Source organism: Alcaligenes sp. MMA (assembly GCF_020907215.1).
Taxonomy (GTDB): domain Bacteria; phylum Pseudomonadota; class Gammaproteobacteria; order Burkholderiales; family Burkholderiaceae_B; genus Alcaligenes; species Alcaligenes aquatilis.
The window spans coordinates 1,754,933-1,770,938 of record NZ_JAJJPP010000001.1 but is presented as its reverse complement, the minus strand read 5'-3'; the positions used below and the strand labels follow the sequence as shown (position 1 = coordinate 1,770,938).

The window sequence follows — 16,006 nt, the reverse complement described above, 5'->3', positions numbered from 1 at the left end:
ACACGACATTAAAAGGAAAGTTCATGAGCTTCGGACAAGGATTGAGTGGCTTGAACGCCGCCTCCCAAAACCTGGATTCTATCGGTAATAACATTGCCAACTCGGGCACCGTGGGCTACAAGGCCTCGACGGTTCAGTTTGCGGATGTGTATGCCAACTCCCGTATCGGTCTGGGTGTGCAGGTATCGCGTGTCAGCCAACGTTTTTCGGTCGGCAACATCAGTAACTCGGGCAATATGTTCGATATGGCCATTGACGGGGCAAATGGCTTGTTCCGTCTGGAGCAAAGCAACGGCGCCGTGCTGTTCTCGCGTAATGGCCAGTTCTTTCCAGACAAGGCCGGCTATCTGGTCAATGCCCAAGGTCATTACCTGACCGGTTATGGTGCAGGCAGCACTCAGTTGCAACGTCTGCAAGTGCCGTCGGCCAACGTGCCTCCCAAGGCCACGACGGCTCTGGATTTCAAGCCCAACTTGCCTGCGGATGCTGCAGCGATTCCTACAGAAGATGCCAGTGGTAATCCCATTAACGCATTCGATCCCAAAGACGACACGACTTACAGCAACTCGTTTAGCTATTCCGTCTACGACTCGCTGGGTAACAGCCACGAAATTTCCCAATACTTTGTCAAGCGCCCCGCCAATGCGGCCGGTGAGAGTGTGTGGGACGTGTACTACATGAAAGGCAGCACACCGTTGTCGCCTGCCAGCGCGACCCTGACCTTTAACGGTTCAGGCGTGATGACCAGCCCCAATCCGGCTACCGTCAACGTCACCCTGGCCAATCCCGGTGGCAATGCCTCGCCCGCGGATGATCTGGTGTTTGATATGCGTTACACCGGCACCACCCAGTTCGGTGGCGAGTTTGCCAAGGGCAAGCCTTACCAGGACGGCTATGCCACGGGTGAGTACGCTGGCATGAACATCGACAAGGACGGCACCATGGTCGCGTCCTATACCAACGGTGTCACGCAGCGTCTGGGCTCGCTGGTGTTGGCTGACTTCAGCAACCTGCAAGGACTGAGCCCAGTGGGCGGTAATGCCTGGGCCGAGACCGGCGCATCGGGTCAGCCTATCTTGGGGCGTCCTGGCGAGAACGGTCTGGCGTCGATCAAAGGTCAGGCGGTGGAAGATTCCAACGTGGATATGGGACAGGAACTGGTCAATATGATTATTGCCCAGCGTACTTACCAGGCCAATGCCCAGACCATCAAGACACAGGATCAGGTTCTGCAAACCCTGGTCAACCTGCGTTAAGTCTTGTCATGGATCGCCTGATTTATACCGCCATGAATGGCGCCCAGCGCACGCTGGAACAACAAGACGTCATTACCAATAATCTGGCCAACGTGAACACGTCCGGTTTCCGCCAGCAACTGGCGTACTACCGTTCTGTTCCCGTCACCAGCGACGTGGGTTCGCAAACCCGCGTCGGCACGGCCACGGTGACGCCGGGCAGCCGCTTTCAGCCTGGTGCCATGGCCGAGACCGGCAATGCGCTGGATGTGGCCATTGCGGGCGAGGGCTGGTTTGCCGTTCGTGCGCTGGATGGCCAGGAAGCCTACACGCGGGCGGGCGATCTGGTGGTCAATGCCCAGAACCAGTTGGTGACACAAGGTGGCTTGCCCGTGCTAAGCGCTGATGGGCAGGCCATTGAAATTCCGGATCGCGGTTCGATCACCTTCTCCAGCGACGGTCAATTGACCGCCTTGGGTGCCGGTGACAACCCGCGCGATATCCAGGTGATGGGCCAGTTAAAGATGGTCAATCCCCCGTCAGCCGATTTGCTGCGTGGCCAGGATGGCTTGTTTCGCATGAACAATGGCGCGCCGGCCCCGGCTGATCCGTCGGTGCGCATGGTGTCGGGCTTCATCGAAAAAAGCAATGTGAACCCGGCGGAGGCGATGGTCGCGATGATTGCCAATGCGCGTCGTTTTGAGACCCAGATGAAGGTCATCCAGGACGCCAGCGCCCGCGAAGATCGTGCCAATTCTCTACTTTCATTTAATGGCTAAGCCGCGCCGATAGCGCAGGCATTGGCTTTAAGGATTACACACACATGATTCGCTCTCTGTGGATTGCCAAGACCGGTCTGGAAGCCCAGCAGACCAATATGGACGTTATCTCCAATAACTTGGCCAACGTAAATACCACCGGTTTCAAACGGACCCGTGCGGTGTTTGAAGACTTGATGTATCAAACCCTTCGTCAGCCCGGCGCTCAAGTAGGTGCGGCCAATCAGTTGCCTACGGGCTTGCAGATCGGTACCGGTGTGCGCACGGTGGCGACCGAGCGTATCCATAGCCAAGGTGACATGAAGCATACGGGTCACAATATGGATATTGCCATTCAGGGCAGCGGTTTTCTGCAAGTGGAAATGCCGGACGGCACCTTCGCCTACACGCGCGATGGCAGTTTGCAGCGCGACCAGAATGGTCAACTGGTTACCGCCGGCGGCTATCCTATTCAGCCTCCTATCAATATTCCCGATAACGCACTGGAACTGACGATTGCCCGTGATGGCACGGTATCGGTCACTCAGCCTGGTGCCGCAGGTGCCAGTGTGGAAGTGGGCCAGTTGCAACTGAGCACCTTCGTGAATCCGGCTGGCTTGCAAAGCATGGGCGAGAACCTGTACATCGAAACCGATGCCTCGGGTGCTGCCAACTTCCTGCAGCCCGGTATGGATGGCGCAGGTCTGGTCATGCACAAGTACAACGAAACCTCCAACGTCAACGTGGCCGAGGAACTGGTCAATATGATCAGTGCCCAGCGCGCCTACGAAATCAATAGCAAGGCCGTGTCCACCGCTGACCAGATGTTGGCTCGACTGACGCAGCTGTAAACCTGAAGAGATCGTGACAATGTTCCAAGCTCTGTTGAGCCGTCTTGCACTGGGTGCGCTTGTTGTCCTGTCCGGTTGCGCGCTGGTGCCCCCTGAAGATGTGGTCACTGGCCCCTTGACCGCGGCCCCGCCACCGGCCGTTCCGGCGGCCGTGGTGGCCAATGGCTCTATCTACCAACCCTCGGCGTATGGCAACTACCCGCTGTTTGAAGACAGACGGCCACGCAATGTGGGCGACATTGTCACCATCATGATTCAGGAGCGTACCAACGCTGCCAAGAATGTCTCGACCAACACGGATCGGACGGGGAGCGGTGGTCTTGACTTTACGGGTGTCCCGGCTTTCCTGCCCAATGAAATAGGCAGCAAACAGAACTTTGAGGTCAGCGGCTCGAACAAGGCGCAGGGCAAGGGTTCCAGTCGTGCCGATAATACCTTTACTGGCACCTTGACGACCACGGTAGTGGGCGTTTTGCCCAATGGCAACCTGCAGGTTGCGGGTGAAAAGCAGATCGCCATTAACCGTGGCAGCGAATACATTCGTTTTTCCGGCGTGGTGGACCCGCGCTCCATTTCCGGCAGCAGTACCGTGCCCTCCACTCAGGTGGCTGATGCCCGTATCGAGTTTCGTAGCAAAGGGGTCATGGATGAAGTCCAGACCATGGGCTGGCTACAGCGTTTTTTCCTGAATATTTCCCCGTTCTGAGCCTTTTGCTTGATATGGCGTTTTCCATGAGTCGTACTCGTTTTTTTTCTTATCGCCATGTGCTGCAAGCAGCCATGCTGGCGGCGGGCCTGTTGTTGGCACCGGCCAGCCAGGCCGAGCGTATCAAGGATCTGGCCTCTATTCAGGGCGTGCGTGATAATCCGCTGATCGGTTATGGCCTGGTCGTGGGGCTGGATGGCAGTGGCGACCAGGTGCGCCAGGCCCCCTTCACCCAGCAAAGCTTGACCAATATGCTGTCCCAGTTGGGAGTAACGATTCCCCAGGGCAGCAATATGCAGCTCAAGAACGTCGCAGCCGTCATGGTGACGGCCCGTTTACCTGCTTTTGCCCGCCCTGGGCAGTCTGTGGATGTGGTGGTGTCTTCCATGGGTAACGCCAAGAGTTTGCGTGGTGGCACTTTGTTGATGACGCCTCTCAAAGGCGCGAACGGACAGGTCTACGCCATTGCCCAAGGCAATTTGCTGGTCGGCGGAGCGGGGGCTGAAGCCGGTGGTTCCAGCGTGCAGGTCAATCAGCTCAATGGCGGCACGATTCCCGGTGGCGCAACGGTCGAGCAAAGCGTGCCCACGACCTACGCACGAGATGGCGTGATCAATCTGGAAATGAATTCGTCGGATTTTGGTACAGCCCAGAACGTGGTGGCGGCCTTGAACAAGCAGTTTGGCCCGTCCACGGCGACCGCCCTGGATGGCCGTCTGATTCAGGTGCGTGGTCCTTTGGATCCGCAAGCTCAAACTGCCTTTATTTCGCATGTGGAAAACCTGCAAGTGAACCTGCCACCGGCACGGGCGCGCGTGGTGATCAATGCTCGTACCGGCTCAGTGGTCATGAACCGTACCGTCACGATTGATGAAGCCGCCATTGCCTACGGCAATCTGTCTGTGGTCATTAGCCGACAACCGCAAGTTAGCCAGCCGGATACGCCATTTGGCGGCGGTCAGACCGTTGTGGCCGATAGCACCCAGATTGAAATGCGCAGTGACAGCGGCTCTTTGCAACGCGTCAAGACCAGCGCCAATTTGGCCGATGTCGTCCGCGCCTTGAATGCTTTGGGTGCTACCCCTCAAGACTTGTTGTCCATTTTGCAGAACCTGAAAAGCGCAGGCGCTTTGCGGGCCGATCTGGAGATCATCTAATGACGGTGCAGTATTTCCCGCGTCCTGGTACAGGAACGCAGGTTTCGATTTTTGACCCGCAACAACTGGCCCAGTTGCGTCAGCGGGCCGGACAAGACGGCCAGAATCAGGCGACCCAACTGCAAGTGGCCCGCCAGTTCGAGTCCCTGTTTATTCAGAATATTTTGAAGCAGGCGCGGGCCGCCAACCTCCCGGGCGGCATGTTTGACACGCAGTCCGTGCGTATGGCGCAAAGCCTGGGGGACGAGCAACTGGCCATGCAATTGGCTGACCCAGGCATTGGCTTGGCCAAAGCCTTGCAAGCGCAGATGAGCGGGCAGTTCAGTGAGCCCTTTGGTGCTGCGTCCTATGATCCAGAAGCCGCTCAGTCACGTCGTGCGGATCTTCGCTCGCGCATGCCCAATGACCGCTCCATTGACGCAGCTTCCATTGCCGAACTGATCGACAAGCTCAGCAATAACAGCACAGTGCAGCGCGTGTATTCCTCGATTCAGGGCGCACCCAACCATATTCGCCAGTTTGTAGACCGCATGAATACGGCCGCCAAAGTGGCCGCCGAAGACAGCGGTGTTCCGGCCAAGCTGATCCTGAGCCAGGCCGCCCTGGAGTCGGGGTGGGGCAAGCGTGAAATCATGCACCCCGATGGCACCACCAGCCACAATCTGTTTGGTATCAAGGCGACCCCTTCCTGGAAGGGCAAAACGGTCGAGGTCATGACCACGGAATATCAGAACGGCGTGGCGCGCAAAATGACGCAGACTTTCCGTGCCTATGACTCCTATGCCGAGTCTTTTGCCGATTATGCCCGCCTGATTGGTAATAACAAACGTTATGAAAGTGTAAAACAAGCCGCTTCGCCTCAAGAAGCCGCTCAGCGTATTCAGGATGCGGGCTACGCCACCGACCCTTCCTACGCCAAAAAACTGATCTCCATCATGGCCTACTTTGATGGTGGCAAGTCTTAATTATTGATACAGGTCTAAATATTGCACCAAGGTGGTCGTTAAAAAGCAGCATGTTCATTTTTCGCCTTGGACACTACGGGCCGGGCAGGACAGAAAGGATTTGATATGAATCTCGCCAACCTTGGTATTTCCGGCTTGTTTGCCGCTCAAAAGCGCATGCAGGTGACGGGCCACAATATTAATAATATCGATACCCCTGGTTATAACCGCCAATCGGTTCTGGTCGAGACGGCGGGGTCGGTGGGAAGCGGCAGTGGCTACTATGGCCGTGGCGTGCAGGTGGTCACTGTGCAGCGCTCCCATGACAATTTCCTGTATCAGCAGTTGATGCGCTCGCAAACGGCTGGCGCGGCTCTGGTCAGCTATGGAACCGAAATCTCCCAACTGGACAATCTGTTCTCGGACCGCACGGTTGGTATCAGCCCGGCTTTGCAAAACTTCTTCAATGGCCTGGAAGCCGTCGCCTCGCAGCCAGCAGATTCTTCTGCTCGTCAGGAGTTGCTGGGCCGTGCCGAAAGCCTGGCCACGCAGGTTCGTGACGCGACGGCCTACATGAACCGCGTTAACGAGAACATCAATACGCAGGTGGGCACCACGGTTACCCAGATCAACAGCTATCTGGAACGTATTGATAACGTCAATAAACAGATCGTGGCGGCCAAAGGCACCACGCCCGGTCACGAACCCAATGACTTGCTTGATCAGCGTGAACAACTGGTGGCCGAGCTGGGCCAACTGGTGGACGTGAGTACGGTTGAGCAGGACGGACGGTTGAGCGTGACCACGGCAGGCGGTCAGATGCTGCTGGGCGGTGATCGTGTTTACCCCTTGCACGCCGTGCGTTCGGCTGAAAATCCCGAGCGTATGGTGGTCGGCTTTACGTCTGCCCTGAACGTGGACGGCAAGATGGTGGTGTCCGAGTTCCGCGAAGGTGCCATTAAAGGTGGCACCTTGGGTGGCTTGCTGCAGTTCCGTCAGGAAAGCCTGGAACCTGCCATCAATGCCCTGGGGCGTTTGGCCGTGGGGCTGGCCCACACCGTAAATGACATTCACCGCCAAGGCGTGGATTTGAAAGGGGGGGCGGGCAAAGATGTGTTCAGCGTCAGTGGCCCCAAAGTCATTGCCAATGGGAATAACCCGGTCAGCAGCGGTGTGCCTGGTGTGTCTTTTTACAAAGACCTGGTTGATCCGGCTGATCCCAGCAAGGGTTACACCCAGCCCGTCGACAAGCTAACGGGTGATAACTACCGCATCGAGCGCGTGGAGGGTGGTTTTCAGTTGCGCAACTTGAGCAGCAACGATGTGACCGCCCTGAATGGTCCGGATACGAACGGCGGGATTACACGGGTAGATGGTCTGGAAATTGATGTGTCCAGCTTAAAGAACCAGTCTCAGGATGGGGATTCCTGGTTGGTGCAGCCCACCGTCAATGCAGGCAGCAGCCTGCAGGTAGAGATCAAGCGTCCGCAAGATATTGCGGCCGCTGATAAAGACACCGGTTCGGCCAACGGCGCGATCGCTCAACAACTGGCCGATCTGCGCAATACCAAGGTGCTGGCTGACGGGTCGTTGAGCCTGAACGATTCTTTTGGTCAGATCGTGAACCGTATTGCGGTGCAAACACAGCAAAACGGCACGGCGGCCAAGGCGCAATTAAAGTTGATCGAGCAAAACTACGCCGCTCAGCAATCCTTGTCCGGCGTGAACAAGGACGAGGAATACATCATGCTCCAACGTTTTCAGGAGCAATATCAGGCGGCTGCCCGCCTGATTGATACCAGTTCGAAGATGTTTGACACCCTTTTAGGCCTGCGTAGTTGAGTACGGCTCTTTGGTCTTGAAATTGGAAACTTGCTATGCGTATTAGTTCTTCTCTTTTCTTTCAGACGGGCCTGACCTCGATCAACAAGCAGCAGTCCGATCTGATGCGGGTTTTTCAGCAGATGGGCTCGCAAAAGCGGATGATCACCCCGTCGGATGATCCACTGGCTTCGGCGCAGACGATCAATCTGGCGCAATCCCAGGCCATGGACAAGCGTTACGGTGAAAACCGCGAGGTGGCCATGCGTTCGTTGGGGGAAGAGGAAAACCTGCTCAACGCCGTCAACCTGCAGTTGCAAGGTATTCAGACCCGTCTGGTGGAAGCGTCTACCGGCACCATGTCCGATGCTGATCGCAGCACCTTGGCCACGGTGATGGAAAGTGCTCTGGATACCTTGTTTGGCTTTGCCAACACCAAGGATGGTTCAGGACAGTACTTGTTCTCCGGCTCGAAAGGCACGACGCAAGCGTTCGAGCGCTCGGGTAGCACCTTTACCTATACCGGCGATACCAATGGTCGCGATATTCAGGTTGAGCAAACCCGTCAGATGGACTCAGCCGACCACGGTCGTACCATTTTCGAGCGCGCCAATCCAGGTTCCACGGCCTACTTCACGCAGGCCAATGCCAATACTGGTTCGGCTGTGGTCAGTGCGCCCAATGGCAACTCTTCCTTAACGGGGGCAGAGGCCAACTACACCATCCGCTTTACGTCGGAGACCGAGTACGACATTGAAGTAAATGGTGCGGTGGTCAGCCAGGGTGTACTGGATGAGAACGAGCGTCAGCGCATCAACCTGCCCGGTGGCGTCAGTGTTCAGATTGAAGGCAAGCCTGCTGTGGGCGACAGCTTTGAGGTCAGCTCGGTAGATAGCACCAGCTCGGCTGACATGAACATGTTCAACACCTTGCAGTCGGTGGTTGAGGCTTTGCGTAAACCTGTCAGCGGTGATCCGGTTGCTCAGGCCGAGTTCCGCAATACGATGAACTCAGCCATGCAGCGCCTGGGTGAGAACTTCGATAACGTACAAACCGTGATCTCCTCGGTCGGTACGCGTATGAACGAAATTGATGCTTTGAGCGCCAACGGCGCGGCCCGCGCCTTGAACTACACCAATGAGCTTTCACGCCTGGAAGATCTGAATGTTTTTCAGGCTTCCACGGATCTGGAGTTGCGCAAGGCGGCGTTGGAAATGTCAGCCATGGCGTTTCAGACGATTCAGAGCATGAGTTTGTTCAATATGAATCGCTAAGTCTGCGTTCTTTTTTGGGTGGTTTTTCCTTAACCGGCAGTCAAGCACCACATGCGGGAATCTTCTATGCTTTTTAAGAATTTGAGTCTAAAGGTCGGCATGACCTTTTGTATTGCTGCTTTGATGGCATTGACAGTAGCCATGGCAGGCTGGGCCCTGTATTACTTTCATGGTCTGTTGGCCTTGGGCTCGGGCGACAAGGTATTGCGTACCTTGCAAGAGCAGCAAAGCACGTTCAATATCGTTCTGACCATTGTACTGGTGCTGGCCGTGCTGTTGGGCCTGGCTGCTATCAGTTACTTCTTTCGCCGTGTGGTGCGTCCTTTGGGCGATTTTGCCAGCTACTTTGATGCGATTGCCAAAGGTGATCTGACCCAGCGTATCCGTGTGCTGACCGCCAATGAGATTGGCGATTTGTTCGAGTCGCTGGGCCGCATGCAGGAGTCCTTGGTCAAGACGACCACCACAGTGCGTCTGGGCCTGGAAGAGATCCACGCCGGTGCTCAGGAAATTGCCCAGGGCAATACCAATATCAGCAGCCGTACTGAAGAGCAGGCCGCCTCCTTGCAGCAGACCGCAGCCAGCATGGAACAGTTGGCTGGTACCGTCCGTCAGAATGCGGATAACGCTCAACAAGCCAACCAACTGGCTGCGACGGCCTCGGATGTCGCCCATCGTGGTGGCAGTGCTGTCAATGAAGTGGTTGCAACCATGCAAGGCATTTCGGCCAGCTCCAACAAGATTTCCGACATTGTGGGCGTGATCGACAGTATTGCCTTTCAGACCAATATTCTGGCTTTGAACGCTGCGGTGGAAGCCGCGCGAGCAGGTGAGCAGGGCAAGGGTTTTGCGGTGGTGGCGGCAGAGGTGCGGGCCTTGGCGCAGCGCAGTGCCCAGGCCGCGCGTGAAATTACCGCCTTGATCGAAGACTCGGTGCGTAAAGTAACGGAAGGTTCCTCGCAAGTGGAACGTGCTGGCGCCACCATGCAGGAAATTGTGGATTCCGTGCGTCGTGTGACCGACATTATGGGCGAGATCACCGCCGCCACGATTGAGCAATCTTCCGGGATTGATCAGGTGAACCGTGCCGTGTCGCAAATGGACGAAACGACACAGTACAACGCCCGTCTGGTGGAGCAGGCAGCCCTGGCATCGTCAGGCCTGAGCGAGCAGGTGACCAAGGTTAACCAGGCCATCGGTTTCTTTCGCTCTCCGGGTACGGAGGTCATTGATGTCAGCGCTCGTCGTGTTGCCAATCGCCGCAGTGCCAGTGTCTCCAGCTCTGACTCCGAACAGCGCCGCAGCCCCTCCTTGAAAGGCAGTACGCCAGCCGGCAAACCGGCCGGTACGGCAACTAAAGGCTTGTCCGCGCCGGTCAAGGCGGCAGCGCCCGCCAAAGCTTCGGCAACCGCTCAGGACGATAGCCAGCGCCTGCTGCGCCCCGATTTGAGCGGCAAACAAAACAGCGCATCTTCCGATGATGATTGGGAGGAGTTTTAATGTCTTTCTCCCGACTAAGCCTCTGGGTCGGGCGGGGACGTAAGGCGCTGATAGGTTTGTGTTTGTTCACCCTGGCAGCGTGCGCTACCCAGGGTTCCTCTTTCAAGGCTTCGGGCTTGAATGATCTGATTCTGGGCCAGAGTACGCGTGCCGATGCCGAGCTGTCCTTGCAAGGCCGCCCTCATCAGGTTTACCGACAGCTCGATGGCAGTGAAATGGCCGTTTGGTTCCAGGGCACAACCCTGGCAACGGATGCGGTTTATTTTCGACAGGAACTGTGGCTTCAGTTTGATGCTCAGGGGCGTTTCCAGCAAGTGGTCAAGCGCAGTCACATTCCTTCCGTGTACCGCGAGCAGGCGCGCAGCGCCGCCACCGGCTCGGTCACGATTGAACACCCTGGCACGGACATGATCACCATCTTGCCGGTCAGCCACTAGAGTTTTCTTTGGATTTAGCAAATGCTGGGTATTGAAAGCAGTCTTCCGTCCGCGTCCCGCGCTTCTAAACGTCGTTCCTCCAAATCGTTTCGCCCCAGCCTGAAGTCGGCTTCGGGGCTGAAAATCAGCACCATGCTGATGATTTGCATGGCTTTTTTCCTGATTCTGATTGTCGCGGTAGGGGGGTTGGCCGCCTATTTTCTGCAGCAAAGCGGTGATGCCTTGCGCACGATCAATCGCCAGGATCAGCGTGCCATGCAGATTCTGCAACTGAACAACAATATGATGGAAGCCCGCGTCAGCCTGATGAGTGCGGCGCGCTTTTATCAGGAAGCGGGCATTGATAATGACGCCAATATGCTGCAAAGCGCAGACAATCTGGTGATCATGGCCAATCAGAAGCTGGATGAAGTGCGTAAGGCCTTTGCCGATATTCGCGCCAATATGCCTACCGAGCCTGAGTTGCGCCGCTTGGCTATGGGGCTGGTTGCGTCCTACCAGGCCTATCTGGACGACGGGATTGAACCCATGGTCCAGGCCCTGGAAACCCGTGACTACAGTACGTTCTACTTTGTCAGTGAGGGTTTTGGTGTTTTGCGTGCTGCCACCTTCCAGTTTCGCATTGAGGAGCTGAGCAAGTTCTACAACGACCAGACGGATGTGCTGCTGGAGCAGACCGAGCTGCAAACCCGTGTGGCCAATATCGTCATTGCGGTGGCCTTGTTGCTGGGACTCGCCATTATTGTGGCAATGCGTCTGATACTGGGTCGTGCCGCTTTGAAGCCCTTGCGTGAAGCCGGCATGCACTTTGACTATATTGCCAATGGTGATCTGACCAAAAAAATTACCTACCGCTCGGCCAATGAGGTGGGGGTTTTGTATGACTCCATGCGTCGCATGCAACAAAGTTTGCAAAGCATTGTGCTGACCGTGCGCCAAGGTGTGGACGAAATTGCGTCGGGTTCTTCGCAGATTTTTGCAGGCAATACGGACCTGAGCTCCCGTACCGAGCAACAGGCTGCCGCCTTGCAGGAAACCGCAGCCAGTCTGGAAGAGTTGGCCAGCACAGTGCGTCAGAACGCGGACAATGCAGGTCAGGCAGACCAATTGGCTCATAACGCTGCCAAAGTGGCTCGCCAGGGAGGGGAGTCGGTTGGCGCGGTGGTCAACACCATGAATCAGATTTCTGCCCGTTCTGGTCAGGTGGCTGACATCGTGAATGTGATCGATGGCATTGCCTTCCAAACGAATATTCTGGCCCTGAACGCGGCCGTGGAAGCAGCTCGCGCTGGTGAGCAAGGCAAGGGTTTTGCGGTGGTGGCCGGTGAAGTACGCAGTCTGGCCCAGCGTAGTGCGCAAGCGGCCAAGGAAATCAAGGGTTTGATTGAAGCCTCGCAAAACGAAGTGCAGACGGGTACACAGCAAGTGGCCAGTGCGGGCGACATTATTCAAGAAGTGGTGCGTGCGGTGAACAGCGTGACTACCTTGATGAGCGAGATTTCTTCCGCTTCCCAAGAGCAAACTGCCGGTATCGAACAGATCAATACGGCAGTGGCTCAAATGGATGCTGTGGTGCAGCAAAATGCATCACTGGTGGAAGAGGCGGCGGCCGCGGCAGGCTCCTTGCAGTCGCAATCAGAGACCTTGGCCGAGGCCGTATCCCAGTTCAAGGTGCAGGAAGGCGACGTGATCGACATGAGCGAGCGCGACTACGATCGTTTGCGTTAAGCGTTTTGCGGGGAAAAAACAGGCCTATGCCTATAGTTGAAATCCCCTAGAAAAACAGGGCTTGTGAAGGCCATGCTGCATGGCACAATAATTCTTTGTCTATAGCCAGCAGAGACGCCCCATGTCCTTCGCGATTCCCGGTGAATCCGTGGCCAAGACGGCGGTGCGCCAAAAGGCGCCCGGCATCTTGGCCTGGTTGATTGCTTACCCGCCTTTTGATCAGATGCAGGCCCAGCATGGCGATTACCTGATCGAACATAGCGAGCTACGGTTCTTTTCAGCCGGACAGGTGCTGCTGGAAGAAGGCGCGCGGGTTGATCAGCTTTACATTGTTCGCCAAGGGCAAATTAGCTGCCAGGAGCATGGCGAGACGCACGACTATGTGGAAGGAGATCTTCTGCCCGTGCGTGAGCTGGTCTCGGGACAGGCCCTGGGTAGTGCTTACCAGGTGCAGGAAGACTGCTTTACCTTGTGCGTGTCCGGTGAAGCCGTTGCCCATCTGCTCAGTACGAGCGAACCATTTCGGGATTACTGTCTGCGAGGTACCAGCAGCTTGCTGGCTTCGGTCTGGCGCAGTGCCCAGCAAAGTGCCAGTGCGGATTTGGGTGCCAGCTATACCTTGGACATGAGTCTGCAGGCGATGACAGAACGCGGTTTGCTCAGTTGCTTGCCAGACTGTCCGGTAGAGCAGGCCGTTAAAGACATGCATGAGCGTCAGGTCAGCAGCATAGTGGTCGTTAATCCCGACCAGCATTTGCTGGGCATCTTTACCTTGCGAGATTTGCGTCGCTTGGTGGCGGGCGGCCAGTACGACCCGACTCAGGCCATGTCGCAAGTCATGACACCGGATCCGGTCTGGCTGGTGCCACAGTCTTCGGCCTTTGATGCGGCCTTGCTGATGGTGGAGCACCAAATCGGCCATATTTGCCTGGTTCAAGACCACAAGGTCGTGGGCATGGTGTCCGAGCGTGATGTGTTTTCTTTGCAACGCGTGGATCTGGTGCATTTGTCGCGTGCCTTGCGCTGTGCACAGGACGTGTCGGTGCTGGTGCGCTTGCAGTCGGATATTGGGCGGCTGGTCGATGCCATGCTGGCTCACGGTGCACGATCCGAGCAATTGACGGCTGTCATTACGCGCCTGAATGACCACACGGTTCAGCGCACTATTGAATTGACCTTGCCCGGCTCCGGCTTGGATGAGATCGAGTTTTGCTGGCTGGCTTTTGGTAGCCAGGCCCGTGGTGAGCAAACCCGTCACACGGATCAGGACAACGGGATTGTGTTTGTCGCCAACTCCCCTGAACAGGCTAAGGCCTATCGAGCCTTGCTCTTGCCTTTTGCGCGTCGGGTCAATGAAGCCCTGGACCGCTGCGGGATGGTCTGGTGTACCGGCAATATCATGGCCAGCAATCCTGAGCTGTGCCTGTCTGAGGCCGAGTGGTTGCATCGCTTTCAGATCATGATCGAACGGCCTGCCCCCGAGCAGTTGCTGGAGTCCACGATTTATTTTGATTGCCGTGCCATCTGGGGCCAAAGCAGCGTGTTGCAGCGCATGCAGCGTCGGGTTCTGGGTATGGTGAATGATAATCCTGTGTTCCAGCGCATGCTGGCCCAAAGTACCTGTCAGACCCGTATTCCCAGCGGTAAAAAACGTAGTCGCCTGGAAGCCTTGATGGGGCAGGGCGATGACAAGTTGGATATCAAGAAACAGGCCTTGGCACCGATGGTGGATGTGCTGCGTGTGCTGGCCCTGGCACATGGTTGCGAATTGCCCTCCTCCATGGACAGGCTGGCCGTGCTGACCCAGCGTGGTGTTTTTACGGCCGAGGAGTCAGAAGGCCTGCGTGAGGCCTACCGTTATCTGCAATTGTTGCGCTTGCAGCATCATCAGACCCAGTTGCAGGAGGGGCAGGAACCTGACAATCTGGTGCGCTTGAGTACTTTGGGCGCATTGGATGCGCGTGTCTTGCGTGAGGCCTTGTCCCAAGTGCGTCGTGCCCAACGTATTCTGGCTTTCCGGTATCGCTTATGAAATGGCTCTCCTGGCTACCTTGGCGCAAACCCTCGTTTGCTGCACGCAGCCTCTCCTTGTCCTGGAGCGCAATAGACGAGCAGGCGTTGGATAACGCCGCTTTTACCGTGCTGGATCTGGAGACCAGCGGTTTGGATCCCAAGCGTCACCATATTGTGCAGATCGGTGCGGTACGGTTGGAAAGCGGTTCCATTGCCTTGGGTAATGTCTGGTCCGGTCTGGTTCGGACTCATGGTGAGCGCAGCCCGGAAAGCCTGCTGATTCATGAGATCAGCCCACAGCGACAGGAGCAAGGCGAGCCACTGCCACAGCTCATGCGTGACTTTGCGCGTTATTCAGAGAACACGGTGTGGGTGGCCTGGGACGCCGACTTTGATCTGGCATTTCTGGATCGTGCCTGGCCGCAGGCAGGTCTGGAGCAAGCCCGGCCTTTGATTCTGGACCTGGCCGAGCTGGCTGCTTGTGTACTGCCTGAGTGGCGTGGCCGCCGCCTGGGTCTGGACGATTGTCTGAGATATTGTGGCCTGCCCGTCAGTGACCGCCATGATGCCTTGGGTGATGCCTTGGTCAGTGCGCAGTTGATGCAGCTCTTGATTGGGCGTGCCCGGCAAAAAGGCGTGGTGACCATCGGGCAGGCCCGGCGCCTGATGCAGTCACACAAGCAACGGCAGGCCCACGCGTTTTAAGGGCCGGCCAGCCCGAAGGCAACTCGCATCATGGCTTCGTAGCCGGAATTGAACAGTTGGGCCAGGAATGGGGTGGTTTGCGGGATCACGACCACGAGCAACGTCAGACCGACCGTCAGTGTAATTGGGAAACCAACGGCAAAAATGGTCAGTTGCTGGGCGGTACGGTTCAAGATTCCGAAGGCCAGGTTAATCGTCAGCAGCACAATAATCAGCGGCAGGGCCAGCAACATGCCTGAGACCCAGAGCTCACTGCTCCAATCCAGCAAGGCACCCCAGCCATTGATGTGCAGGTCAGCTCCGATAGGCAGCACATGGAAGGTGCGAACCAGAACACCGAGCAAGAGCAGGTGACCGTTCAGGGCCAGAAAGGTCAGCACGGCAATCACGTTCAGCAAACGTGACAGCACGGCGGTATTGGCGCCGGTAGCCGGGTCAAAAAAGGAGGCAAAAGACAAACCCATTTGCAGACCGATAAACTCGCCTGCCGTTTGCACCGCCGCAAACACGATACGCATGGTCAACCCTAGCGCAATCCCGATGAAGACTTGTTGAGCTGCAATCAGCAAAGCCTCGTAAGAGGCGGTGGGCAGGTCGGGCAGGGGCGGCAGGGAGGGCGCGATAATCAGGGTCAGGACAAAACCCAGACCCACTTTGGCCCGCTTGGGGATCGCAGATTCGCTGAAAAAGGGAACGGTGGCCAGGGTGGCCAGAATACGGATGAAGGGCCACAAAAAGGCATTAAGCCAGGCATAGAGCTGGGCAGAATTCAGGTCGAGCACGGCAGCAAACCTAGAGCCTGTTGAGTGAACAAGGCCTTGCGCTTGGCCAGTCACACGGTGGTGTACTCACAAAGTGCTCCTTGTCGCGGTGGCCG

The 16,006-nt window shown here is 56.7% G+C and carries 14 protein-coding genes; 13 read left to right on the top strand and 1 reads right to left on the bottom strand.

Features of this window, described 5'->3' with window-relative positions:
- Window positions 1–23: 23 nt before the first annotated feature.
- The 13 genes from flgE (at window position 24) to LNA76_RS08035 (ending at window position 15,129) form a co-directional block, all read left to right on the top strand.
- Window positions 24–1,256, top strand: coding sequence for a flagellar hook protein FlgE (gene flgE, locus LNA76_RS08095; RefSeq protein ID WP_094196109.1), 1,233 nt, complete (start codon window positions 24–26; stop codon window positions 1,254–1,256).
- Window positions 1,257–1,264: 8 nt separating this feature from the next.
- The gene (gene flgF / locus LNA76_RS08090; RefSeq protein ID WP_108727141.1) at window positions 1,265–2,014 is read left to right on the top strand and encodes a flagellar basal-body rod protein FlgF; all 750 of its coding nucleotides are present in this window, start codon (window positions 1,265–1,267) and stop codon (window positions 2,012–2,014) included.
- A 44-nt stretch (window positions 2,015–2,058) separates the two neighbouring features.
- Window positions 2,059–2,844: a flagellar basal-body rod protein FlgG gene (flgG, locus tag LNA76_RS08085; protein WP_094196111.1), complete on the top strand. Its 786-nt coding sequence runs from the start codon at window positions 2,059–2,061 to the stop codon at window positions 2,842–2,844.
- Window positions 2,845–2,863: 19 nt separating this feature from the next.
- Window positions 2,864–3,550, top strand: coding sequence for a flagellar basal body L-ring protein FlgH (locus LNA76_RS08080; protein WP_108727142.1), 687 nt, complete (start codon window positions 2,864–2,866; stop codon window positions 3,548–3,550).
- A gap of 26 nt (window positions 3,551–3,576) precedes the next feature.
- Entirely contained in the window at window positions 3,577–4,707 is a 1,131-nt protein-coding gene (locus LNA76_RS08075) for a flagellar basal body P-ring protein FlgI (protein WP_108727143.1), read from the top strand.
- A complete protein-coding gene (gene flgJ / locus LNA76_RS08070) occupies window positions 4,707–5,672 on the top strand; it encodes a flagellar assembly peptidoglycan hydrolase FlgJ (protein WP_108727144.1) in 966 nt (321 codons plus the stop codon). The genes LNA76_RS08075 and flgJ overlap by 1 nt, the downstream gene beginning before the upstream one ends.
- Before the next feature lie 105 nt (window positions 5,673–5,777).
- Window positions 5,778–7,493 (top strand): flagellar hook-associated protein FlgK, encoded by a 1,716-nt coding sequence (gene flgK / locus LNA76_RS08065; protein WP_230018707.1) that lies wholly within the window; start codon window positions 5,778–5,780, stop codon window positions 7,491–7,493.
- Window positions 7,494–7,528: 35 nt separating this feature from the next.
- Window positions 7,529–8,746 (top strand): flagellar hook-associated protein FlgL, encoded by a 1,218-nt coding sequence (gene flgL / locus LNA76_RS08060; protein WP_094196116.1) that lies wholly within the window; start codon window positions 7,529–7,531, stop codon window positions 8,744–8,746.
- Window positions 8,747–8,812: 66 nt separating this feature from the next.
- Complete coding sequence (locus LNA76_RS08055) at window positions 8,813–10,246, top strand: methyl-accepting chemotaxis protein (protein ID WP_269467005.1); 1,434 nt, start codon at window positions 8,813–8,815, stop codon at window positions 10,244–10,246.
- Window positions 10,246–10,683, top strand: coding sequence for a hypothetical protein (locus LNA76_RS08050; RefSeq protein WP_094196118.1), 438 nt, complete (start codon window positions 10,246–10,248; stop codon window positions 10,681–10,683). Before LNA76_RS08055 ends, LNA76_RS08050 begins: the two co-directional genes overlap by 1 nt.
- 21 nt (window positions 10,684–10,704) lie before the next feature.
- Window positions 10,705–12,411 (top strand): methyl-accepting chemotaxis protein, encoded by a 1,707-nt coding sequence (locus tag LNA76_RS08045; protein ID WP_230018705.1) that lies wholly within the window; start codon window positions 10,705–10,707, stop codon window positions 12,409–12,411.
- 121 nt (window positions 12,412–12,532) lie between these two features.
- Window positions 12,533–14,443: a DUF294 nucleotidyltransferase-like domain-containing protein gene (locus LNA76_RS08040; RefSeq protein WP_094196120.1), complete on the top strand. Its 1,911-nt coding sequence runs from the start codon at window positions 12,533–12,535 to the stop codon at window positions 14,441–14,443.
- Window positions 14,440–15,129: a 3'-5' exonuclease gene (locus LNA76_RS08035; protein ID WP_108727146.1), complete on the top strand. Its 690-nt coding sequence runs from the start codon at window positions 14,440–14,442 to the stop codon at window positions 15,127–15,129. Before LNA76_RS08040 ends, LNA76_RS08035 begins: the two co-directional genes overlap by 4 nt.
- Here LNA76_RS08035 and fliR read toward each other — a convergent pair.
- Window positions 15,126–15,911: a flagellar biosynthetic protein FliR gene (gene fliR, locus LNA76_RS08030; RefSeq protein WP_094196122.1), complete on the bottom strand. Its 786-nt coding sequence runs from the start codon at window positions 15,909–15,911 to the stop codon at window positions 15,126–15,128. The two genes, LNA76_RS08035 and fliR, sit on opposite strands and share 4 nt — an antisense overlap.
- Window positions 15,912–16,006 lie beyond the last annotated feature (95 nt).